This is a genomic window from Leisingera methylohalidivorans DSM 14336 (assembly GCF_000511355.1).
Lineage (GTDB): Bacteria > Pseudomonadota > Alphaproteobacteria > Rhodobacterales > Rhodobacteraceae > Leisingera > Leisingera methylohalidivorans.
Genome location: NC_023135.1, coordinates 3,914,117 through 3,936,360, shown reverse-complemented (window position 1 = coordinate 3,936,360; position 22,244 = coordinate 3,914,117). Strand labels below are relative to the sequence as shown.

21 protein-coding genes are annotated in these 22,244 nt (G+C 59.4%); 16 read left to right on the top strand and 5 right to left on the bottom strand.

Translation table 11 applies throughout. The features are described 5' to 3' along the window. Positions 1–121: 121 nt before the first annotated feature. The 5 genes from METH_RS19090 to METH_RS19070 all read left to right on the top strand — a co-directional run bounded on the left by METH_RS19090 (position 122) and on the right by METH_RS19070 (position 6,508). A complete protein-coding gene (locus METH_RS19090) occupies positions 122–1,960 on the top strand; it encodes an ABC transporter ATP-binding protein (protein WP_024092118.1) in 1,839 nt (612 codons plus the stop codon). Beyond that, positions 1,957–3,801 carry an ABC transporter ATP-binding protein gene (locus tag METH_RS19085; RefSeq protein WP_024092117.1) on the top strand — a complete coding sequence of 615 codons (1,845 nt, stop codon included), beginning with the start codon at positions 1,957–1,959 and terminating at the stop codon, positions 3,799–3,801. Before METH_RS19090 ends, METH_RS19085 begins: the two co-directional genes overlap by 4 nt. Positions 3,802–3,855: 54 nt before the next feature. Further along, complete coding sequence (locus tag METH_RS19080; protein ID WP_024092116.1) at positions 3,856–5,103, top strand: class I SAM-dependent RNA methyltransferase; 1,248 nt, start codon at positions 3,856–3,858, stop codon at positions 5,101–5,103. Between the two features lies 1 nt (position 5,104). Further along, on the top strand, positions 5,105–5,914 hold the full coding sequence (locus METH_RS19075) for an ion transporter (RefSeq protein WP_024092115.1): 810 nt from the start codon (positions 5,105–5,107) through the stop codon (positions 5,912–5,914). A 66-nt stretch (positions 5,915–5,980) separates the two neighbouring features. After that, the gene (locus METH_RS19070; RefSeq protein ID WP_024092114.1) at positions 5,981–6,508 is read left to right on the top strand and encodes a L,D-transpeptidase family protein; all 528 of its coding nucleotides are present in this window, start codon (positions 5,981–5,983) and stop codon (positions 6,506–6,508) included. Between the two features lie 92 nt (positions 6,509–6,600). On the opposite strand, the gene dalA is transcribed toward METH_RS19070, so the two are convergent. After that, positions 6,601–7,083 (bottom strand): divisome-associated lipoprotein DalA, encoded by a 483-nt coding sequence (dalA, locus tag METH_RS19065; RefSeq protein ID WP_024092113.1) that lies wholly within the window; start codon positions 7,081–7,083, stop codon positions 6,601–6,603. 170 nt (positions 7,084–7,253) lie between these two features. Here dalA and METH_RS19060 point away from each other — a divergent pair, with 170 nt between their 5' ends. Both METH_RS19060 and METH_RS19055 read left to right on the top strand, forming a co-directional pair. Beyond that, positions 7,254–7,871 carry a L,D-transpeptidase gene (locus METH_RS19060; protein ID WP_024092112.1) on the top strand — a complete coding sequence of 206 codons (618 nt, stop codon included), beginning with the start codon at positions 7,254–7,256 and terminating at the stop codon, positions 7,869–7,871. A 138-nt stretch (positions 7,872–8,009) separates the two neighbouring features. Then, positions 8,010–8,192 (top strand): hypothetical protein, encoded by a 183-nt coding sequence (locus METH_RS19055; RefSeq protein WP_024092111.1) that lies wholly within the window; start codon positions 8,010–8,012, stop codon positions 8,190–8,192. Between the two features lie 79 nt (positions 8,193–8,271). Here METH_RS19055 and METH_RS19050 read toward each other — a convergent pair whose 3' ends face one another. The 3 genes from METH_RS19050 to METH_RS19040 all read right to left on the bottom strand — a co-directional run bounded on the left by METH_RS19050 (position 8,272) and on the right by METH_RS19040 (position 13,340). Next, positions 8,272–11,280 (bottom strand): aminotransferase class III-fold pyridoxal phosphate-dependent enzyme, encoded by a 3,009-nt coding sequence (locus tag METH_RS19050; protein ID WP_024092110.1) that lies wholly within the window; start codon positions 11,278–11,280, stop codon positions 8,272–8,274. Positions 11,281–11,351: 71 nt separating this feature from the next. Beyond that, the gene (hemH, locus tag METH_RS19045; protein ID WP_024092109.1) at positions 11,352–12,413 is read right to left on the bottom strand and encodes a ferrochelatase; all 1,062 of its coding nucleotides are present in this window, start codon (positions 12,411–12,413) and stop codon (positions 11,352–11,354) included. 105 nt (positions 12,414–12,518) lie between these two features. Further along, the gene (locus tag METH_RS19040; RefSeq protein ID WP_024092108.1) at positions 12,519–13,340 is read right to left on the bottom strand and encodes a methyltransferase domain-containing protein; all 822 of its coding nucleotides are present in this window, start codon (positions 13,338–13,340) and stop codon (positions 12,519–12,521) included. Positions 13,341–13,353: 13 nt separating this feature from the next. Here METH_RS19040 and METH_RS19035 point away from each other — a divergent pair, with 13 nt between their 5' ends. The 4 genes from METH_RS19035 (at position 13,354) to METH_RS19020 (ending at position 15,708) form a co-directional block, all read left to right on the top strand. Next, positions 13,354–14,082 (top strand): ComF family protein, encoded by a 729-nt coding sequence (locus METH_RS19035; RefSeq protein WP_024092107.1) that lies wholly within the window; start codon positions 13,354–13,356, stop codon positions 14,080–14,082. Positions 14,083–14,164: 82 nt separating this feature from the next. Next, on the top strand, positions 14,165–14,422 hold the full coding sequence (gene grxC / locus METH_RS19030; protein WP_024092106.1) for a glutaredoxin 3: 258 nt from the start codon (positions 14,165–14,167) through the stop codon (positions 14,420–14,422). 15 nt (positions 14,423–14,437) lie between these two features. Next, positions 14,438–15,268, top strand: coding sequence for a carbon-nitrogen hydrolase family protein (locus METH_RS19025; RefSeq protein WP_024092105.1), 831 nt, complete (start codon positions 14,438–14,440; stop codon positions 15,266–15,268). Continuing rightward, on the top strand, positions 15,268–15,708 hold the full coding sequence (locus tag METH_RS19020; RefSeq protein ID WP_024092104.1) for a MarR family winged helix-turn-helix transcriptional regulator: 441 nt from the start codon (positions 15,268–15,270) through the stop codon (positions 15,706–15,708). Before METH_RS19025 ends, METH_RS19020 begins: the two co-directional genes overlap by 1 nt. Before the next feature lie 286 nt (positions 15,709–15,994). On the opposite strand, the gene ubiG is transcribed toward METH_RS19020, so the two are convergent. Further along, positions 15,995–16,741, bottom strand: coding sequence for a bifunctional 2-polyprenyl-6-hydroxyphenol methylase/3-demethylubiquinol 3-O-methyltransferase UbiG (ubiG, locus tag METH_RS19015; protein ID WP_024092103.1), 747 nt, complete (start codon positions 16,739–16,741; stop codon positions 15,995–15,997). 50 nt (positions 16,742–16,791) lie between these two features. Here ubiG and pip point away from each other — a divergent pair, with 50 nt between their 5' ends. The 5 genes from pip (at position 16,792) to nusA (ending at position 22,222) form a co-directional block, all read left to right on the top strand. Then, on the top strand, positions 16,792–17,772 hold the full coding sequence (pip, locus tag METH_RS19010) for a prolyl aminopeptidase (protein ID WP_024092102.1): 981 nt from the start codon (positions 16,792–16,794) through the stop codon (positions 17,770–17,772). Continuing rightward, positions 17,769–18,614: an ABC transporter substrate-binding protein gene (locus tag METH_RS19005; RefSeq protein ID WP_024092101.1), complete on the top strand. Its 846-nt coding sequence runs from the start codon at positions 17,769–17,771 to the stop codon at positions 18,612–18,614. Before pip ends, METH_RS19005 begins: the two co-directional genes overlap by 4 nt. 813 nt (positions 18,615–19,427) lie before the next feature. Then, complete coding sequence (locus METH_RS19000; protein ID WP_024092099.1) at positions 19,428–19,760, top strand: hypothetical protein; 333 nt, start codon at positions 19,428–19,430, stop codon at positions 19,758–19,760. A gap of 255 nt (positions 19,761–20,015) precedes the next feature. Next, positions 20,016–20,606 (top strand): ribosome maturation factor RimP, encoded by a 591-nt coding sequence (gene rimP, locus METH_RS18995; protein ID WP_024092098.1) that lies wholly within the window; start codon positions 20,016–20,018, stop codon positions 20,604–20,606. After that, positions 20,606–22,222, top strand: a complete 1,617-nt coding sequence (gene nusA, locus METH_RS18990) for a transcription termination factor NusA (protein WP_024092097.1) — start codon at positions 20,606–20,608, stop codon at positions 22,220–22,222. The genes rimP and nusA overlap by 1 nt, the downstream gene beginning before the upstream one ends. Positions 22,223–22,244 lie beyond the last annotated feature (22 nt).

The following is a 22,244-nucleotide window of genomic DNA, read 5'->3' as shown; positions in this document are numbered from 1 at the left end:
ATGTATTACGGGATCTGGTTTCCTTAACGCCTGAGACCTTGCCCTGTTAGACGTGGGCCTTGGGTGGCCCGCCGTCTTCATCTGTATTCCAAATCAATGCTCGAGCGCTTGGAGCACCCGCATGTTTCGTTTCTTTGAAAACCTCATTGACCCTTATTGCGCCCACCCTGAGACCAACACGCCGCCAACCCGGCTGTGGCCGTTCCTGCGCGATTTTTCCAAGCCGTTCAAAACTGTCTTTATCCTGACCGCGCTGATGTCGGTGCTGGTCGCCGGTATAGAAGTGGGGCTGATCTACTACATGGGCCGGATTGTCGACCTGATGTCCGGCACGCCCAGTCAGGTTTGGGAGGCTTATGGAACCGAGCTGATCCTGGTTGCTCTGTTCATTCTGCTGCTGCGGCCATTGATCCAGCTTCTGGATGTGATGCTGTTGAATAATGCGATCCTGCCGAACTTCGGCACCCTGATCCGCTGGCGGGCCCATAAACACGTGTTGCGTCAGTCGGTGGGCTGGTTCGAGAATGACTTTGCAGGCCGGATTGCCAACCGGATCATGCAAACCCCTCCAGCCGCGGGGGAGGTGATTTTTCAGGTCTTTGATGCCATCACCTTCTCGCTGGCCTATCTTGTCGGTGCAGCCGTTCTGCTGTGGGTAGCGGACGTGCGGCTGATGCTGCCGCTGGCCATCTGGTTTGCGCTTTATGCGATGCTGGTGATGTGGACCGTCAAGCGGGTCGGCCCGGCCAGCCAGGCATCGTCTGATGCGCGCTCTACCGTGACAGGGCGTGTGGTCGACAGCTATTCCAACATCCATTCGGTTAAGATGTTCGCACATCACGACAACGAGCTGACCTATGCCCGCGATGCGATCGAGAACACCCGTAGGACGTTTCAGGCGGAGATGCGTATCTTCACCGTTATGGATGCCGCACTGGTTACGCTGAACGGGCTGCTGATTGTTGGCGTGGTCGGCTGGGCGGTTATGCTGTGGTCGCAGGGAACCGCCTCGGTGGGCCTGGTGGCGGCGGCCACGGCGCTGACGCTGCGGCTCAACGCAATGACCGGCTGGATCATGTGGGCATTGACCTCCTTTTTCCGCCAGCTGGGTGTTGTGGCTGAAGGAATGGAAACCATCGCTCAGCCTATCGACCTGGTGGATGCCGCCAATGCAGAACCGCTGCAGCTAGCCAATGGGAAGATCGAACTGCGCAACCTTTCGCACCATTACGGACGTGAGGCAGGCGGTCTGGACCGGATCAGCCTGACCATCCGGCCGGGCGAGAAAATCGGCCTGATCGGTCGCTCCGGCGCCGGCAAGTCGACTCTGGTGAAGCTGCTTTTACGGTTTTATGACGCCGAAATCGGCCAGATTCTGATCGACGGTCAGGACATCCGCGCGGTGACGCAGGACTCGTTGCGCTGCCGCATCGGTATGGTGCAGCAGGACAGTGCGCTGATGCACCGGTCTGTGCGGGACAATCTTCTGTACGGTCGTCCTGACGCCACCGAAGAGGAGATGATCGCCGCCGCCAAACAAGCGCAGGCGCATGCGTTCATTCTGGATCTGGAGGATCCGCAGGGACGCGAGGGCTATGATGCCCATGTGGGCGAGCGCGGGGTTAAATTGTCGGGCGGCCAGCGCCAGCGGGTGACGCTGGCCCGGGTGATCCTTAAGGACGCGCCGATCCTGGTTCTGGACGAGGCTACCTCGGCGCTGGATTCCGAGGTCGAGGCGGCGATTCAGGAAACGCTGTACGGCATGATGCAGGGCAAGACGGTAATCGCCATAGCACATAGGCTATCCACCATTGCGCAGATGGACCGTATTTTGGTGATGGATCAGGGCCGTATAGTTGAAGAAGGGTCGCATGAGACGCTCTTGCAGGCGCAGGGGCTTTATGCACAGCTTTGGGCGCGCCAGTCCGGCGGCTTCTTGAACATCGAGGCAGCAGAATGAACATAGGCAATCTTATCGACGCCTTCCGTCCGGCCGATGGCCCGCCGCCGCAGCGGCTGGGGGCCTTCCTGCGCTGGTGCCTTGCCGGCGCGTGGCCGATGCTGTTTCTGGCGGCAGCGTTTTCGGCTCTGGCCGGTGGGATGGAGGCGGGCACCGCCTATATCCTAGGCATGGTAATCGATACTGCAATCGCCAGCGGGCCGGAACAGTTCTTCTCAGGCCGGAACATGGCGGTGATCGCGCTGGCGCTGGGCTTCTTCATGTTTGTGCGCCCGGTGCTGTTCGGCCTGTCTGCGGCCTCCAACGCCATCGTGGTGCAGCCCAATGTGAACCCGCTGGTTCTGTCCCGCCTCAACCGCTGGACGCTGGGTCAGTCGGTCCGGTTCTTCGACGACGATTTTGCTGGCCGCATCGCCCAGAAACAGATGCAAACGGCGACGGCTGTCACCTCGGTCGCCAGCGAGATGATCAACGTGGTTGCCTTTGCGCTGGCCTCTTTAGCGGGCTCTTTGGCCTTGTTGGGCTCTATCGACTGGCGCATTACCGGGGTGTTTCTGGTCTGGCTTATTGCCTATTTCGCGCTGATCCGCTGGTTTTTGCCGCGTGTCCGCAAGCGGTCTGGCGCGCGGGCCGGTGCGCGGGCGATGGTGACGGGCCAAGTGGTGGACTCGATCACCAACATCAAGACGGTGAAACTGTTTGCACATGCCGACCATGAGGAGCGCACCGCCCAGGACGCCATGGTCTCCTTCCGGGAAAAGTCTCTGCATTTCGGCTATCTCGCGGCCAGCTTCCGGTTCTGCCTGATGTGCCTGGCCGGCGTGCTGCCTGTGCTGATGATCGGCGCGACACTGTTCCTGTGGCAGTCGGGCACGGCGACTGAGGGCGACATCGTAGCCGCTGGGGCGGTCTCGATCCGCATTGCCCAGATGACCGGCTGGGTCAGCTTCACGTTGATGGCGATCTATTCCAATGTGGGCGAGATCGAGAACGGCATGAAGACCCTCTCGGTCCGTGCCAGGGTCGAAGACCGGCCCGATGCCAAACCGCTGCAGGTCAGCGAAGGCGGGATCGTCTTTGACCAGGTGGAATTTGCCTATGGCCGTGATGTGGGCGGGGTCCAGGGCATCAGCCTGACCATTCAACCAGGTGAAAAACTGGGCATTGTCGGCGCTTCGGGTGCCGGGAAATCGACTCTCGTTTCCCTTCTTCTCAGGCTCTATGACGGGGAAATGGGCCAGATTCTGATCGACGGCCAGAACATCGCCGACGTCACTCAGAACTCGCTGCGCAGCCGGATCGGCATGGTCACCCAGGAGACCGCAATGTTCAACCGCTCGGCGCGGGAGAACATACTTTACGGCCGACCGGATGCCTCCGAAGCAGACCTGATCGCCGCGGCAGAAAAGGCCGAGGCGCATGAGTTCATCACCGAGTTGGAGGATGGGCAGGGCCACAAAGGCTATGACGCTTTTCTGGGCGAGCGCGGTGTGAAACTCTCGGGCGGGCAGCGGCAGCGGATTGCTCTGGCCCGGGCTATCCTGAAGGACGCGCCCATTTTAGTCTTGGACGAGGCAACCTCAGCGCTGGATTCCGAAGTGGAGGCGGCCATTCAGGCCGCACTGCACCGGGTAATGGAGGGTAAGACGGTACTGGCGATCGCGCATCGTTTGTCGACCCTGAGCGAGATGGATCGGATCATAGTAATGGAGAAAGGGCGGATCGCTGAAAGCGGCAGCCATGAAGAGCTGCTGGCCAAGGCCGGGCTCTATGCAGCATTTTGGGCGCGCCAGTCCGGTGGCTTCATTTGTACAGATGAGAACAAGGCTGCGGCTGAATAGAAATTCCAGCGCATTTTGCTTTTGCTGCACCGCTTCCCGCTGTAATGAGCGGCCATGACAGACACAGCCAGAACCAAAGCGACGATCAGCCGGCTGGGCCATCAGGGCGATGGCGTGGCCGATGGACCGTTATTTGCCCCGCGCACCCTGCCGGGAGAAACCGTCTCAGGTTTCGCAGAAGGCAGCCGCCTGACCAATATCCGGATCGAAACCCCTTCCGAGCACCGCGTGCAGCCAGCCTGCCGCCATTACAAATCCTGCGGCGGTTGCCAGCTGCAGCATGCAAGTGACGGATTTGTGGCTGAATGGAAAACGGAAGTCGTGCGCACCGCGTTGACGGCACAAGGGCTGGAGACCGAGTTTCGCCCGATCCACACCTCGCCGCCCCTTTCCCGCCGCCGCGCGACGCTGGCAGTACGGCGCACCAAGAAGGGTGCAATGGCCGGTTTCCATGGTCAGGCGTCTGATGTGATCACTGAAATTCCCGATTGCCAGCTGCTGGAACCTGCATTGATGGCCGCCATTCCAGTTGCAGAGGCGCTGGCGATGGCCGGGGCTAGCCGGAAGACACCGCTGGCCGTGACGATTACGACCTCGGTTGCCGGGCTGGACATCCTGGTCAGGAATGGCAAGCCGCTGGACGGGCCACTGCGTATTAAACTGGCGCAGCTGGCAGATCAGTACCGGATTGCCCGATTGACCTGGGAGGATGAACCGGTTGCGATGGAACAACCGCCGGTGCAATCCTTTGGTTCGGCGCGCGTTTGCCCGCCGCCCGGGGCCTTCCTGCAGGCCACACTCGACGGTGAGGCGGCGTTGCTGGCGGCGGTTCAGGAAGTGACAATCGGTGCCAAGCGGATCATCGATTTATTTGCTGGCTGCGGCACGTTTGCCCTGCCTTTGGCGCAGACCGCCGAAGTGCATGCGGTGGAAGGTGAGCGTTCAATGCTGGAAGCATTGGACGCAGGCTGGCGCAGGGCGGCAGGACTGAAGAAAGTCACCACCGAGGTCCGCGACTTGTTCCGCAATCCGTTGCTGCCCGAGGATTTGAACCCGTTTGGTGCTGCCTTTGATGCAGCTGTGATTGATCCGCCCCGTGCAGGCGCCGAGGCGCAGACTGCGCAACTGGCCATAGCCCGGACACCTGTGATCGCCTATGTGTCCTGCAATCCGGTAAGTTTTGCCCGCGACGCTAAAGCGTTGGTTGCGGCGGGCTACAGCCTTGACTGGGTGCAGGTTGTTGACCAGTTCCGCTGGTCGGCCCACACCGAACTGGTTGCGCGATTCACCGTGAAAGACTGAGATGACTGGTACCCAAGCGTTCACCCCGACACGCCGCCTTGCAGCGATTCTGGACAGTGACCGGTTCGGCCGGTTTATTACCGCTGTCATCCTGGTCAATGCAGTCACTCTGGGGCTGGAGACTGCGCCATCTGTCATGGCCAAGGTTGGCGGTCTGATTCACTTGATCGACTACATCTGCTTGTCGATTTTTGTGGTGGAGATTCTGGCCAAACTTTTTGTACGCAGGTTGCGGTTTTTCCTGAGCGGCTGGAATGTGTTCGATTTTGTGATCGTCGGCATTGCGCTGGCACCAGGGGCGCAAGGGCTGTCAGTTCTGCGGGCGCTGCGTATCTTGCGGGTGCTTCGGGTTATTTCGGTTGCACCGCGCCTGCGCCGGGTGGTTGAGGGTTTCATCACCGCGCTGCCGGGGATGGGCTCGGTGTTCCTGCTGATGGCAATTATTTTCTACATCGGGTCTGTGATTGCTACCAAGCTGTTCGGCCAGGACTTCCCGGAATGGTTCGGCGACTTGGGCCGCAGCGCCTATTCGTTGTTTCAGATCATGACGCTGGAAAGCTGGTCGATGGGGATCGTGCGACCGGTAATGGAAGTGCATCCGCACGCCTGGGCGTTCTTCGTGCCGTTCATCATGGTGACGACTTTTGCTGTGGTGAACCTTCTCGTCGGTCTGATCGTGAACTCCATGCAGGATGCCCATGGGGAAGAAGAGGTGGAACGCACAGATGCCTATAGGGACGAAGTGCTGAGCCGGCTGGAAGCGATTGAACAGAGGCTAAGCAGTCAAACAGCCCCGGACAGAAAATTGTGAATTTTCTTTACAGGCAATTCGCGGTACAGGCTGAATAGAGGCAAAAAAGAAATACAGGCTTTGACAATGGACAGAAGGGCATTTGGTTTCGGTGCAGCCGCGAGCCTTGCGCTGGCCGGTTGCAGCATTTCCAGCGGCACAGTGAGCCGCTTTCAGTCATATGACGGACCGCAAGTGACTTCGATCGTGATCAACAAGGGTACGCGTAAGCTTTACCTGATGCACAACGAAGAAATTCTGCGCGAGTATGAGGTCGACCTGGGGTTTGCACCGCTGGGGCATAAGGCTTTCGAGGGCGACGGAAAGACACCTGAGGGCACCTATGTTATTGACCGGCGCAATCCCAACAGCCGCTATCATCTGTCGGTGGGAATCTCTTACCCGAACCGGCAGGACCGGGCCAATGCGCATGCTCAAGGCAAGCGGCCAGGCGGTGAGATCTTCATCCACGGAGAGCCGAACAACCACAAGGAGCGCAAGCGCGCAGCCCGGGTGGATGACTGGACTGCCGGGTGTATCGCAGTATCAAATGAAGAAATCGAAGAGATCTACGCCATGGTGCAGGACGGTACGGTTATTGCATTGAGACCCTGAGTTTCAATCAGGATTCCCGTACCTGCGGATGCGCCGCCAGTACTTCATTGCCGGCTTTGGCCCGGCGCGGTGCTAATGCACGGCGCGGCGGCTCAGCTGCCCATAACCATCGTCCACCAGATTTTGCCGTTTGGCTCCTGAAACCAGGAGAACCCCATGTTCAAGGCTTTTGGGTCGAGAATCACCGCGCGCGTGGCCGGGCGTTCCAGCCAAGCAGACAGGGTTTGCTGTTCATTCTCGTAAGTTTCTGAGATGTTTTCTCCCAGAAGCGAGCCGGTGTAACCCGCACGTGACACCCGATCCAGCGGCGAGGAGCCGTCGGATCCAAAATGCCAGGGCCGGTTTTGCACTGACATGTCCCGGGAATGGGTCGCGGCGGCCGCGGTCAGCTCGGCATTCAGCTGAACGGCTTGTGCTCCAGCCGCCTCGCGCAGCGCGTTGACAGAATCGAGCATTCGGATCTGCACTTTATCTGCATTCCTAATACGGTAGGTGCTGCCAGATTCTGTTACGGGCGTACATGCCGCCGCTACAGTTATCAATGCAGCAGCCATCAGCAGAAAAACACGTTTCATATTGCTCTCTCGCTCCGTCGGTTGCTGATGCATTTATCCTTCCTGCGGCAGAGGTGCAAACGGACCGGCAGAAATATGCAGGCCTGCTTGTCGGATTGATTTGCGACTGCGGCTTTCGGGCCATAAAATGGCGCAACCATTGATCCTGATTGCGCAAGTTGGAAAGAGTGATGCCCAAAAACCCCTTTGATACCCTCAGCAGGCGGCATTTTCTTGCCGGCAGCGTTGCATTGATTTCCTCGTCAGCCATGGCGCAAGAGACCAGCGACGAGGCGCAGCAGGCTTTTGATCCATTGCGCCCGCCGCCTGAGCCGGAACCGTCTGTCCAGCGCAACATCTCTGCCTTCCGGGCCAAATCCTGGAGGCCATACTTTGATAACCTGCGGAATGGAGCGATTCTGGTCGATATCGACAGCCGGGCTCTGCACTACTGGTCTGAGGATGAAAGGGTTTACAAACTGTTCCCGTCTTCCGTACCGCTGTCCGACGACCTGACCCGCCGTGGCCGGACTAAGGTTGTCCGCAAGGTTGAAGGTCCAGGCTGGGCTCCAACCCCGAATATGCGCAAGCGCAACCCTGAGTGGCCTGCTTTCATACCGCCGGGACCGGACAACCCGCTTGGCACTCATGCGCTTTATCTTGGCTGGAAGTACTACCGCATCCATGGAACCCACGATACGCGAAAAATTGGCCGAAAATCGTCCAATGGCTGCATCGGACTCTACAATGAGCATATCGCCGATTTGTTCAGCCTAACCAAAGTCGGCACACAGGTGTTGCTAATTTGACGACACGAGGCGGGGCGCTGAGCTGTTAACTATAACAAGCAATTGCAATCCCGAGGATTTGCTGGTTAGAAAAAAATACGAGATAAGTCTTGGGTGCGTGGTTCAGTTGTATGATCCGTGCGAATTCTGGAGGTTAACATGAAAAAACTCGTTATCGCTGCTGCGCTGACTGCTGCCGCTTCGACCGCCACTGCTGGCAACCTGTCCGAGCCGGTTGTAGAACCGCCGGTCATCGTGGAAGAAGCTCAGGGTTCTTCCAGCGGCATCCTGCTGCCGCTGCTGCTGCTGGTTCTGGTCGGCGCAGCTGTTGCATCGAACTAAGTTCGGTACAAGGTTATGGAAAAGGCGGTGGTTCTCCACCGCCTTTTTTGTTGCCTGATCTGCGGCTCAAGAGGGGCTGTCAGGCCGCCTCCACTTCGCGCAGGATACCATCCAGGATATGGACGATCATATCTGCGTCTTCTGCATCTATGGTCAGCGGCGGGCGGATTTTCAGGATGTTGTCCTTTGGGCCTTCGCTGCCGATCAGGATCCGTTGATCGCGCATCCTGTTCTTGACGTACGAGCAGATTCCGGTGGCTTCGGAGCCATCCGGGGCGATCAGTTCCAGTCCCAGGAACAGGCCCATTCCACGCACATCGCCAACGCAGGCGTATTTCCGTTCCAGACCCCGCAGCCCTTCGACCAGCCGGGTGCCTATCAGCCGGGCGTTGTCCTGCAGGCCTTCATCGTCAACTATATCCAGCACTTCCTTGCCGGTCCGGCAAGACAGGGTAGAGCCGCCGAAGGTCGAGAAGAACTCGATCCCGTTGTCAAAGTTTTCGGCGATTGCTTTGGTTGTCACAAGCACGCCCAGCGGGTGGCCGTTGCCGATGGGTTTGCCCATCACAACGATGTCCGGCAGGGCGCCCTGGTGTTCGAAGCCGAAGTAATAATCCCCGAGCCGGCCCAGCCCGGTTTGCACTTCATCAGCGATGCAGACACCGCCCGCGGCGCGGATCTTTTCGTAGACTGCAGGCAGATAACCTTTGGGCGGAATGATTTGGCCGCCAACAGAAGGGAAGGTTTCAGCGATGAAGCCGGCGATGCCGTGGCCTCTTTGCTGCAGGTTCCTGATCGCCGGATCCACCAGATCCGCGAACTTCTGCGCCCGGTCCGGATCGTCCCGCCGGAAGGAGCCGCGGTAATCGTCGGCGACTTCCACCAGTTCCACCCAGTCCGCCTGGCCTGCGCCGCCGGGCTTGTTGAACTTGTAGGCGGAGATCGCGATCGCGCCGGTGGTGTTGCCGTGATAGCCGTGATCGGGCGTCACCATCCCCGTGGCGCCGGTATGCGCGCGGGCCAGCCGCAGCGCCAGCTCATTGGCCTCGGTGCCGGAGTTCACAAAGAAGCAAACCTCGAAATGTCCGGGCAGCTTTGACAGCACCTTGTCTGCAAAGGCGGTTTGCGCCGGGTGCAGGTAACGGGTGTTGGAGTTCATCCGTTTCAGTTGGTCCGCTGCCACTGCTTGGATCCGCGGGTGGGCGTGGCCCACATGCGGCACATTGTTGTAAGCATCCAGATAGGGGCGGCCCCATTCATCAAACAGGTGATGCTTCCAGCCGCGTACCGGCATCACCGGATCGGAATAGGTTAGGCTGAGGTTGCCACCGAAATGCGCGCGGCGGCCTGCTAAAACTTCATTCTTGTCGGTGGGGTGAAAGCGGACCTTTCCATCCGGCAGGTTCAGCAGGGCCGCAGGGTTGGGGCAGACTGCGCGCCAGAGATACATCTCATCAGGGCCGGCGGCACCGGGCCAATCAGCCTCCATTCCTTCGGTGGTCAGTGCCAGCTGGAAATGAACATGCGGCGCCCAGCCGCCGTTCTGACTGGGATCGCCCAGGTGGCAGAATTGCTCACCCTTTTCCACCGCATCACCCGGCTTCAGGCGATTCAGGAATTCCGGGTCAAGATGGCCGTATAGAGTGTAGAACGGATCGCCCTCAGGCGTTTCATGGCGTAGAATGATCACACCGCCGTAATCCAGATGCCCGTCCCGGTATTCGGCCGCAAAGACCTCACCGCGCAGCGGAGCAAACATCGGTGTGCCCGCCGTGGTAAAGGCATCCACGGCCAGATGCACCGTGCGGCGGTCACTGGCTTTCCATGGGCCTTTTCGGAATGCGGGATCGGTATATACCAGCCGCGGCTCGTGGTAATAGCCGAGCCAGATGCGGCCGTTGTCTTCGAATTCTTCACCAACCTTTGCGGCTTCCTCGGCTGGCATGTGGAATGGGTTCTGCGGCCAAGTGGAGTTTTCCACTGATAGAGATCCCATGGGCGCATCAACTAGATTCTGACCCATCAGTGGAGCGAAGTTTCCGCGTTCCTGCTCCAGCCAGGCCATCACACGGTCTGCACCTTCCACCACCGGCAGACCGCAGGCGGCGCGCAGCCGGGCGGACAGCGGTCCGAGGTGCAGCGAATTGCCCTCCAGGAACCGCCAGGCTGGCGCCTGTGAAATGGTGACATAGGGATCATCCGGATCTTCCGCCGCCATCAGGGTGGAGTTCACCACGCTGACCGCCAGCCGCGCGCGCAAGAGCGGCCAGACCAAATCAACCTCAGCAGGCGTCAGCGGCCAGACGCTGTGATAGCCGGCCACCAGCGCCGCTAGGGCGGCCTCGGGCGCGGAATGGTCCAGCACGATATAGGCCGCGGCAATAGCCAGATCGCAGACCCGTGGCGCGGCGCACATGTCGCCCAGATCAATCAGGCCGGAAACATGGCGGGGATCCCCGAGTTCACCTGCAACCATGATGTTGTAATCGTTTGCATCGTTGTGAATGGCCTGCTTGGGCAGCTTTGCCAGAACAGGCGCTAACTTAGCAAACTCCCAAGCAATCTCATTTAGGATCGCCCGTCGGGCCGGGTCGGTGATGCAGGGCAGCTGATCCGTGATCCATCCTGCCCGCATCAGATCCCATTTGAAGTCGCGCTCCAGCCCCTCGTGCTTGAAATCTGCCAGCGCCTTGGCTGAGCCGCCCAATACCTGTCCAATCTCATGGATCAACGCATCGCTTTTCGGTTCCGCCTTGGCATAGCAGCGCCCCGGCAGCCGGTTAAGCAACCAGACCAGTCGGCTTTGGCCGTCTTCATCCGGAAGGTTCAGCAGCGACTGGCCATTTGCAGAGGCAATTACCCGCGGGCAGGGCAGATCCGGCTGGCGCGCGGCGATATGCTCAAACGCCTTCACTTGCATCTCGACCAGCCAGGTCTCGCAGCCGGGGCGCATGGCTTTAAGTATATAACCCTTGCCATCTCTCCCTTTGGCCAGGAAGTTCAGGTCATACTCCCCATCGAGACGGCTCAATTCCGCCTCTATTCCCCAATGCCGTTCAAGGGCGGCAGCCCAATGCGCAAGCGTCATCTAAACTCTCCCCGGTCTGGCGGCGTGCTCAGCGATCTAACATTGGATCCTATTTGGACCGGGACAGAGATTTAGTCCAGCCAGCCTAGCAGATTCTGCTCGATAACCCCGGCCAGTGCCGCAACGTGATCGTTATCATCGTTAAGGCAGGGAATATAAAGAAAGTCTTCGCCGCCGGCGTGCATAAAGCTTTCACGGATCTCTTCGTTGATTTCTTCCAGCGTCTCGATGCAATCGGCCGAGAAGGCCGGCGCGATCACCGCGATATTCTTCTTGCCTTCCTTGGCAAGCGTTGCGACGTGATCCACGGTGTAAGGCTTCAACCATTCCTCGGGTCCAAATACAGACTGGAAGGTAGTTGTGATCCAAGTGTCCTCCCAGCCTAGCCGCTCCTTCAGCAGGCGTGTCGTCTTTTGGCACTGGCAATGGTACGGGTCGCCCTGAATCAGGTAGCGCTTTGGCATACCATGATAGGAAACCACCAGGATATCCGGGCGCCTTTCCGCTTTGGCATAGGCTTCTTCCACCGATCGCGCCAAAGCGTCGATGTAGGAAGTCTGGTCGAAATAGGGCGCGATCGTGCGGGCGGCAGGCTGCCAAGGTTCATCCATAAGGGCGCGGAAGAACTGGTCGTTGGCAGTGCCAGAGGTGGCGCCGGCGTATTGCGGGTAGAGCGGTACAAACAGGATCTTTTGGCAGCCGGCCGCAACCATTTCCCGCACTTTGGATTTGGTCGAGGGGTTGCCATAGCGCATGCAGAAATCGACCATCACCTGATCGCCATAGCGTGCTTTCATCGCCGCCGCCATCTTGCCGGTTTGGTCTTTGGTGATGGTCATCAAAGGGCTTTCACCCTTGTCGTGGTTCCAGATCGATTTATAGGCAGCGCCCGAGGAGAACGGACGTTTGGTCAGGATGATCAGCTGCAGCAGCGGTTGCCATTTCCAAGACGGGTAGTCGATCACCCTTTTGTCGGACAGGAACTCGTTCAAGTACCGGCGCATCGGCCAGTACGAATAATCATCCGGCGTGCCGAGGTTGGCCAGAAGGATCCCGACCTTTTCCACCGGAAGCTTAGGGTGATCGGCAGGGGCGTGGGCAGGGCATTTAGCGGTCCGGGCGGCGTCCAGCATGGGCAGGTCCTGTGGGGCTGAGAAATTGGTGGTTGGCGGGAAATTACTGTCTTTACGCACAGAAGGCCAATTGGATCACATTGGTGCAGCCATAGCGAACATTTATCAGGGCTTGAGTTTGGTTTCCGGTACTCTCAACGCATCGGCGAGGCGCATCCGTGCAGAGCCGGGGCGCAAGGGCTTCTGCTGGTTGTCCGACGGCGACCAGCCGGTCAGGCAGACCAATTCGAACGTTGCGGGCAGCCGGCCTTCTAGGTTGGCAAAATGTTTCTGATAGATATGATCGGCGAGCTCAAACAGGGCGCGAGGCGCCGGGTTTTTCAGCCGTTGGGCAAGGGCGTTGGTCTCTCCCATACCGCGCAGGTCGTGGATCAGATGGGTGAGGTTGCGGTATTCGGCGGTCAGCGGTACCAGGTCTGCTACCGGCAGAGCAAAACCCGCCCGCTGCAGTAAACCGCCCAGGTCGCGGATTTCCCCCATCGGCGCAACGCGCGGTGAAAGGCCTCCCATCACCACGGTCTCTGCTTCGGCCATGGCTGCGCGCAATTCTTGCAAGGTATGGCCGCCAAGCATGACAACCAGCAGCAGACCGTCCTCTTTTAGCGCACGACGGCACTGGATCAGCTGGCCTACCGGGTCATTGGCCCAATGCAGGCACATGGCGTGGATCAACACATCATGCGCGCCTTCTTCCAGCGTCAGCACATCGTCATCAGGAACCACTGCGGCACCGGGTAGAAATCCCTCCCAGACCTCCGGGAAGGGGCAGACAACGGCGGGCGTTGTAAAGCGTCTATTAACCATGCTCAGGCGATCCTCGGCCTCATCCCGCGCCATCTGGTGCAGAAACAGGGCGTCCGGACGCCGGCGTGCGCGGCGGGCCGCCAGGGTGCGACGGTCGAAAAGCTGTGCAGGTGCTTGTGTCATGGGAGCTATTTAGATGCTGTTGGGTGGGATTCAAACCGCAGTTTCATTGATATACCCGCCGCAATGCATGAGCTGCGGAGGGCTGGTTGGCAGCGACTTTGGCCTGTGCGGTTCCTGCTGGGCCGAGATGTATTTCATTAGCGGCACGGTCTGCGAGGGCTGCGGCGCCCCATTGCCGGGCGAGGCGGACGGCTTCCGCTTGGAATGCGACAGCTGCCTGCGCTATCCACGTCCTTGGAGCCGAGGGCGATCCGCGCTGCTTTATGAGGGGCAGGGCCGCAAGCTGGTTCTGGCACTAAAACATGGCGACAGGACGGAAATTGCGTACATGGCCGCTGCATGGATGGAGCGGGCTGTGCAGCCGTTGCTGGGGGATAATCCTCTGATATGCCCAGTACCGCTGCATTGGACCCGGCTGCTGAAGCGTAAGTACAATCAATCCGCCTTGCTAGCTGGTTCAGTGGCGAAGCGCACGGAACTGGAACATTGCCCGGACTTGCTGAGCAGGTTCCGGCGGACCCCCGCACTCGAAGGCAAGACGCGGGACCAGCGTTTTAAGCATTTGTGCGCTGCAATTGCAGCGCACCCGAGCCGGAAAGAGCGGATCAAAGGGCGCACGGTTCTGATCGTGGATGACGTGATGACCTCCGGCGCCACCCTCAGCGCTTGTACTGATGCATGCCTGCAAGCCGGAGCATCAGAAGTGCGTGTTGCGGTGCTGGCCCGTGTCACGCAAGCGTGAAGCGGCCCGCCCGCCTCTGGCAATTGTTGCAATGAATGCCCAATTCCTCCACAACCTTCCAAATCTGATCATGGGGTCCTGAATGAAAACCGTTGAAATCTACACCTCGCCGCTGTGCGGATTTTGCCACGCGGCCAAGCGTCTGCTGAACCAGAAGGGTGTTACCTTTTCGGAAATCAACGTTCTGGCGCAGCCGGATCGCAAGGCAGAGATGATTCAGCGCGCCAATGGCGGTCGCACGGTTCCGCAGATTTTTATCGGCGAAACCCATATCGGCGGCTGTGATGAGCTTTATGCGCTGGAGCAGGCGGGCAAGCTCGACCCGCTGTTGGCGGCCTGAACTGGGAGAGACAGAATGCGTGCAGCTCTGATTCAGATGACGTCCACCGACATCCCGGCTGAAAACCTGGAAACGGTGAAAACGATGATGGCTGAGGCTGTGCGCGGCGGGGCAGGGTTCGTGCTTACGCCGGAGGTCACCAATTGCCTTTCCGGCAGCCGGACGCACCAGAATGCTATGCTTTGCCATGAAGAAGACGACACGATCCTCGCAACCTTGCGTAACGAGGCCGCGAAACATGGGGTGTGGCTGCTGCTGGGTTCGCTGGGGATCAAGACCCACGATGAGGACGGGCGTTTCGCCAACCGGCAATTTCTGATTTCCCCAAAAGGTGAAATAAAAGCCCGCTATGATAAGATCCACATGTTCGACGTGGAGGTCACCCCCGAGGAAACTTACCGCGAATCCGATGGCTACCGCCCGGGTACAAAGGCGATTGTGGCAGAAACACCTTTCGCCAGTATCGGCATGACGATCTGTTATGACGTACGCTTTCCGCATCTGCACCGGGCCTTGGCCAAGGGAGGTGCGCAGATTCTCACAGCGCCGGCAGCGTTTTCCTATGTTACGGGCGCGGCGCATTGGCATTCGCTGCTGCGTGCGCGGGCGATCGAAACCGGCTGCTTCGTGCTGGCCCCGGCGCAGACCGGCCAGCACCCGGCCTCCCGCGGGCCCAGCCGTAAGACCTATGGCCATTCGTTGGCTGTGGCCCCTTGGGGCGAGGTGCTGGCCGATGCGGGCCAAGAGCCCGGCGTGACTTTCGTTGATCTCGATCTTCAAAAAGTGGCAGAAGCGCGCAAACGCGTGCCGTCCTTGACACACGACCGGGAGTTTGACGAACCCTGATGGATGAAACCCATTCCCTGGCGGTATCGCTGTTCAGCGAAATTCTTATGGCTGACCAGCTGGCGCGGTCACGTCTCAGCAAAGTGCTGCCCAAAGGGATGGAACTGTCGCATTTCTCGGTGCTGAACCACTTGGCTCGGGCCGGGCTGGAACGCTCGCCCGCGCAGCTGGCCAAAGCGTTTCACGTGACCCGCGGGGCGATGACAAACACGCTGAGCAAGCTGGAAGTTGCGGGATACATCCATGTCCGCCCCGATTGGGACGATGCACGGCGCAAAATGGTGGCGATCAGCCCGGCTGGCAAGCAGGCCCGTGACGCGGCGCTGGCCGGGATCATACCGGTGATCTCGGAAGTTGTGGGTGAATTAGGGAGCGATCGTGTCCGGGCGACCTTGCCTATTTTGCGCGAACTGCGCGGCAAGCTGGAAGAAAGCGGCTGAATCCAAGCCGTCATTTTCTCGGCGTAAAAAAGGGACGCCTGCAAACAGACGCCCCTCTTCCCCATCATGCCGTGAATGGCGATCGTACAACCAATGGGCAGCCCCCTTCAGCGACGCCCGCAAGCATCCGATAGGTTTTTAGCTTGTGCCCAATCGCGGCTAAGAAAAATACTCCAAGTCCGCTCGTTACAAATACCAAGCGAGGCGCGATGGCTAAAGAGAGCATAAGGATTACCACCTATCCTTTAGGATAAGCGGCAGCTGAAACCGGCCGGCGAGGGCACCCTCAGCCCGGTTTTACGCTGGCGGTCACATAGTTTACCGACAAATCGCGTTCGGAGATGGACCAGTTCCAAGTGATCGGATTGAACACGAACCCCTTGCGGTCCACCGGCTTCAGCCCGGCTTTGCGCAGCAGCTCGAACAGCTCGTCCGGGGTAATGAACTTAGACCATTCATGGGTGCCACGCGGCAGCCAGCGCATGATCACCTCAGCCCCGATAATGGCCATGGCAAAGCTTTTGGGGTTGCGGTTGAGGGTCGAGCAGATCTCCAGCCCGCCGGGTTTCAGCAGCAGCTGCGTCGCCGTCAGATAGCTGACCGGGTCGGCAACATGTTCCACCACTTCCATGTTGAGCACCACGTCGAATTGCTCACCGGCCTCGGCCAGCGCTTCGGCGGTGGTGTGGCGGTAGTCAATCTCCAGCCCGGACTGTTCGGCATGAATGCGGGCGACCGGCAGGTTGCCTTCTGCGGCATCGGCGCCAACAACTGTTGCACCCAACCGCGCCATGGGCTCGCTAAGCAGCCCGCCGCCACATCCGATATCCAGCAGCCGCAGCCCCTTGAACGGGTGCTGTGACGTCAGGTCGCGGGCGAATTGCCCGGCGATCTGACGGGTAATATAATCAAGTCGGCACGGGTTCAGCATGTGCAAAGGCTTGAACTTGCCGTTCGGATCCCACCACTCTGCCGCCATCGCTTCGAATTTTGCGATTTCGGCAGGGTCGACCGTGGATTGAGGCGCTTGCATTCCTGTCTCCGTGTGCTCTTTTGTAGTCTGACGTTTCACTAAGGTCAGTAATGGATAGATACCCGGACCAAAAGCGCGCTGTGCATTATCTTTATCCGCCGGTCGAGCCCTTTGACCAGCGCATGATCGACGCGGGCCAGGGCCACCGAATATATGCCGAGCAAACCGGCAATCCTAATGGTATTCCCGTGATCGTGTGCCATGGCGGCCCTGGCGGCGGCAGCAGTCCGGCGATGCGGCGGTATTTTGATCCGCTTGTGTACCGAATCATCCTGTTCGACCAGCGCGGCTGCGGCCGCTCGCGCCCCTATGCGTCCTGTGAGGACAACACCACCTGGCATCTGGTTGCCGATATGGAACTGATTCGAAGTCAGCTCGGCATCGAGTCCTGGATCCTGTTCGGCGGCAGCTGGGGGGCGACACTGGCGCTGATATACGCTCAGACCCACCCCGGCCGGGTCCAGCAAATCATCCTGCGCGGCGTGTTCCTGATGACCAGGGCTGAGCTGGATTGGTTCTATGGCGGCGGCGCTGGCAAATTCTGGCCCGAAACCTGGGCCAAATTCGTTTCTCTGATCCCGGATGCGGAGCGCAGCGACATGATCGCCGCCTATCACAAGCGGTTGTTTTCCGGCGATCTGGAAGAGGAAGTGCGTTACGGCCGCTCCTGGTCCGCATGGGAGAACGCGCTGGCTTCGGTGCATTCCAACGGCCAGAGCGGAGAAAGCCCCGGAGATTACGCCCGTGCGTTTGCCCGGCTGGAGAACCACTATTTCATCAATGGCGGTTTCCTCGATTACGATGGCCAGATCTTCGCTAATATGGGCCGGATCTCTCATATTCCCGGGGTCATCGTGCAGGGCCGTTACGATATGATCTGCCCGCCGTCTTCTGCCTGGCGCCTGAATGAGCTGTGGCCGAATGCGGAGTTGAAGATGGTGCGCAATGCCGGCCATGCTTTGTCAGAACCGGGAATCAGCGCTGAGCTGGTCCGGGCGATGGACCGGATTGCAGGAGAACTTGTGCCATGACGCGCATAGACCGCCGCGCGCTGTTCACATCGGGTGCAGCTGCTGCTTTGCTGGCGGCAGCAGGCGGATCGGTCAATGCATCTCCGAAGGCCGGCGGCGTTTTGCGCCTTGCCGTTCCGCGCGAAGGCGGGATGCTGGAACAGGCCGTCCGCGGTGCAGTCTATGACACGCTGACTGAAATCGCCTCCGATGGACTGCTGCGCGGTGAACTGGCCACAGGCTGGCATTCGACGCAGGATGCGAAGACCTGGACCTTCGATTTGCGCGCGGGGGTGACGTTTCATGACGGTACGCTTTTCGCGGCAGAGGATGCGGCAGCCTCGCTTGCAACACAGGGTATTGCCGGTGCTGAGGTACAAGCGATCACCGCGCTGGGCAGTCGTCAGCTGCTGATTGAGCTGACCCAAACCAATCCGCATTTGCCTTATCTGCTCGCCGGCGCCGATCAGATTGTTGCACCTGGCGGAGAACTGCCTGTGCCGTTGTCCGATGCGATTGGCACTGGATGCTACAAAGTGGAACGCGCCCAGGAAGGCCGTCATTTCCGAGCTTGCAGCGTTGAGCATCACTATAAGTCTGGCACAGCAGGCTGGGCGCAGACCGTGGAGATCATTGTGATCCCTGATGCGGAAATCCGGGCCGAGGCCCTGCGCGACGGTTATGTTGATGTGGCTGCGCTCCCGGAACCGCGCGGGCTGCTGAAGCGCGGCGCGTTCTTGTATCACCCCTCTTCCAGCGACATGGCCCTGGCCGCTCGGCGAAATGTCGGTATTCCGCGTACTGTAGGACGGCGCGGACCACTGGATGACGGGCGCATTGCCGAGCGCTGGTGGTTGACCTGACCGGCTATCCTCAATTCTGACGTTGCAGCTATCTTGAAGCATGCAGGCAATAACGCTTTGGATACGCTATCTTTTCTTCAGCCACTGCAATTCATGCGGTTGCCGCGCGCCGCTCTCTTGGAATGTGATGGAAAGGAAGCGAGCTGGTTTTCGTATTGGGGTAGGCTGGCATTCTATGAGGTGCCGAAATACTTGAACCCATCTGCCGCGGAGCAACCAGTGCCGATGATGCCAGTTGGCTGGGACGGGTAGACACGGAAACGAAAACTTATGCTCGTCAGGTGTTTTCTAAGGTAGACGAGTTGCCTGACAGTCAGCGGCTCACAGCTCTGCGCCTGTATGACCGGGACTTTGCCTGAAAGGAGGTGGAGGAAGCCCTGAATATCGCCATTGGCATGGTGATGAGCAGACTGGCGGCCGCCCGCAGGTAGATTGCCGGAAAGTTGGCGGAAACGGAGATGGGAAGATGAAACAAGCGCAATTGGCATTCACCGATGTAGAGCTGATGGCCTGCATGGACGGAGAGGCGGACACTGCCCTTCTCAGCCGGGTCATGGTTGCGCTGAACTAGGATGCGGCTTTGGCGCAGTGTTCACAGATACTGACAATTCGGTGGCTGCGTTGCGGGCCGTCTTATCCGCCGCGGCACTGGGTGCCTCGCCGATGGCGTAAGGCTGATTCTCTCATCCCGCCCCGTCTGTGCCTTGCGGCAGCTGGTTGCCGGAAAGGGGATGGCTGCCGGCCGGGGAGTTCTTTCCAATTACATACTGCAGGGGACCCCAGCCGCAAAAGGCGCCGGACTGGGAGGCGGTCGTGGTTTTCCACCAGTCGTTCTGCATCATTTACGCAGTGGTGAATGCCGGGCAGTCGACCGGAGTGACGGCCGAAGTTCTGGCCGGATTTTCCAGCGGCCAGAGCGTCGACCCGTCTCCTGCACAATCTGCCAAGAGGCTGGAATTCAAATGCGCCCAGCTGCTCGGTTTCAATGGCAAACCCCTATTGCAAATGGCATATCTAGACCCGGACGGCGTACCGGTCGCCTTTTGCGTCACCTGTTCCGCCGGCGCCGGCAAGGCGGTGCAAGCGAGGTTCTGGCTGGCATGGCCGCTGCCACTTGGGTCAGTGAAGGCATTGTTTATCTGGTGATTAGCAGCCAGGATTAGGGGGTCGTGGTTGGGGTTGCGGCTGATCTTCAGGGCAAGCTGGGGTAGCAGTCCGACGGTCAGCCGTTTTGCGTACTGCACGATCCTCTTGCAGTTTTGGGCGAACCGTCCTATATGCCTTTGACAACAGCGGCGCGTTGAACCTCTGGTTTAAGGCTCCACCGGGAATTTCAACGGGCCGCGCGCCCGTTTTTTTGTGCCCGCAGGCCATTGCCTGCAAGCCCCAAGTGGAGGTCTGATGACCAACGACCTGATTGCCAAAGCTGCCATCGACCGGCGCCTGGCCGAGATCATCACCCCGGTGATCGAGGACTTGGGTTATGAGCTGGTGCGGATCCGGCTGATGTCTGGTAAGGCAACCACATTGCAGATCATGGCCGATAAGCCGGATGGCGGTATCGAAGTTGATGACTGCGCTGATATCTCCAATGCGGTAAGCGCCGTGCTGGACGTTGAGGATCCGCTTATCGACGCTTATGCGCTGGAAGTGTCGAGCCCCGGCATCGACCGCCCGCTGACGCGGATGAAGGACTTCGAGATGTTCGAAGGCTACGAGGCCAAGCTGGAAACCGCCGAGATGGTTGGCGGCCGCCGCCGCTTTAAGGGCGAGCTGGCGGGAACTGAAGGGGACGAAGTTCTGATCAACATTGAAGATCAGGGCGAGACCGTGACAATCGGATTGAAGTTTGACTGGCTGAGCGACGCCAAGCTTGTTCTGACCGATGATCTGATCAAGGAAATGCTGCGCCAGCGCAAAGAGGCCGGCACGCTCAAAGAAGACGCATTCGACGAAATCGAGACCGAAGAGTCCGAAGAGGAGAAAAAGTAATGGCTATCACCTCTGCAAACCAGCTGGAGCTGTTGCAAACCGCCGAGGCCGTGGCGCGCGAAAAGATGATCGATCCAGGTCTGGTCATCGAGGCGATGGAAGAGAGCCTCGCCCGTGCGGCCAAAAGCCGCTACGGCGCTGAAATGGATATTCGGGTGTCTATCGACCGCAAGACCGGCCGGGCAAAATTCACCCGCGTTCGCACCGTGGTGGCGGAAGAAGAGCTGGAAAACTACCAGGCCGAGATGACGGTCGACCAGGCACGCCAGTACATGGCCAACCCAGAAGTAGGCCAGACCTATGTCGAGGAAGTGCCGCCGGTTGAGATGGGCCGGATCGCCGCGCAGTCGGCCAAGCAGGTGATCCTGCAGAAAGTCCGCGAAGCCGAGCGCGACCGCCAGTACGAAGAATTCAAGGACCGTGCCGGCACCATTATCAACGGTCTGGTCAAGCGCGAGGAATACGGCAACGTCATCGTCGATGTGGGCGCCGGCGAGGCGATCTTGCGCCGCAACGAGAAGATCGGCCGCGAAAGCTATCGTCCCAACGACCGTGTGCGCTGCTACATCAAGGATGTGCGCCGCGAGCCGCGCGGCCCGCAGATCTTCCTGTCGCGCACCGCGCCGGAATTCATGGCTGAGCTGTTCAAGATGGAAGTGCCGGAAATCTATGACGGTATCATCGACATTAAGGCCGTTGCCCGTGATCCCGGCTCGCGCGCCAAGATCGCTGTTATCTCTTACGACGGCTCGATCGATCCGGTCGGCGCCTGTGTGGGTATGCGCGGCTCCCGCGTACAGGCCGTGGTGAACGAGTTGCAGGGTGAGAAAATCGACATCATCCCCTGGAATGAGGACCAGCCGACTTTCCTGGTGAATGCGCTGCAGCCGGCCGAAGTGACCAAGGTTGTGCTTGATGAAGAAGCAGGCAAGATCGAAGTTGTCGTTCCTGAGGAACAGTTGAGCCTGGCCATTGGCCGCCGCGGCCAAAACGTGCGCCTGGCATCGCAGTTGACCAATCTCGACATCGACATCATGACTGAAGAGGAAGAATCGGCCCGCCGCCAGAAGGAATTCGAAGCGCGCACCAAGCTGTTCATGGAAACCCTGGATCTGGACGAATTTTTTGCCCAGCTGCTGGTTTCCGAAGGCTTTACGAATCTCGAAGAGGTCGCCTATGTCGAACTGGATGAACTTCTGGTTATCGACGGTGTCGACGAAGGAACCGCAGGGGAACTGCAGGCCCGTGCCCGCGACTACCTGGAAGCCAAGGCCAAAGCGGCGCTGGATGCCGCCCGTGAATTGGGTGCCGAAGACAGCCTGATTCAGTTCGAAGGCCTGACCCCGCAGATGGTAGAGGCACTGGCCAAGGACGACGTGAAGTCGCTGGAAGATTTCGCTACCTGTGCGGATTGGGAACTGGCTGGCGGCTGGACCAACGATGGTGGGGAACGGGTCAAGGACGATGGTATCCTGGAACCTTTCGGCATGACGCTGGAACAGGCGCAGGATCGGGTGATGACTGCCCGTATCATGCTAGGCTGGGTTGATCCGGCTGAGCTGGAAGAAGACGCAGTTGAAGGCGAAGACGCTGACGAAGAGGAAGGCGAAGCCTGAATTCAGGCTTTGCAAAGGAGAA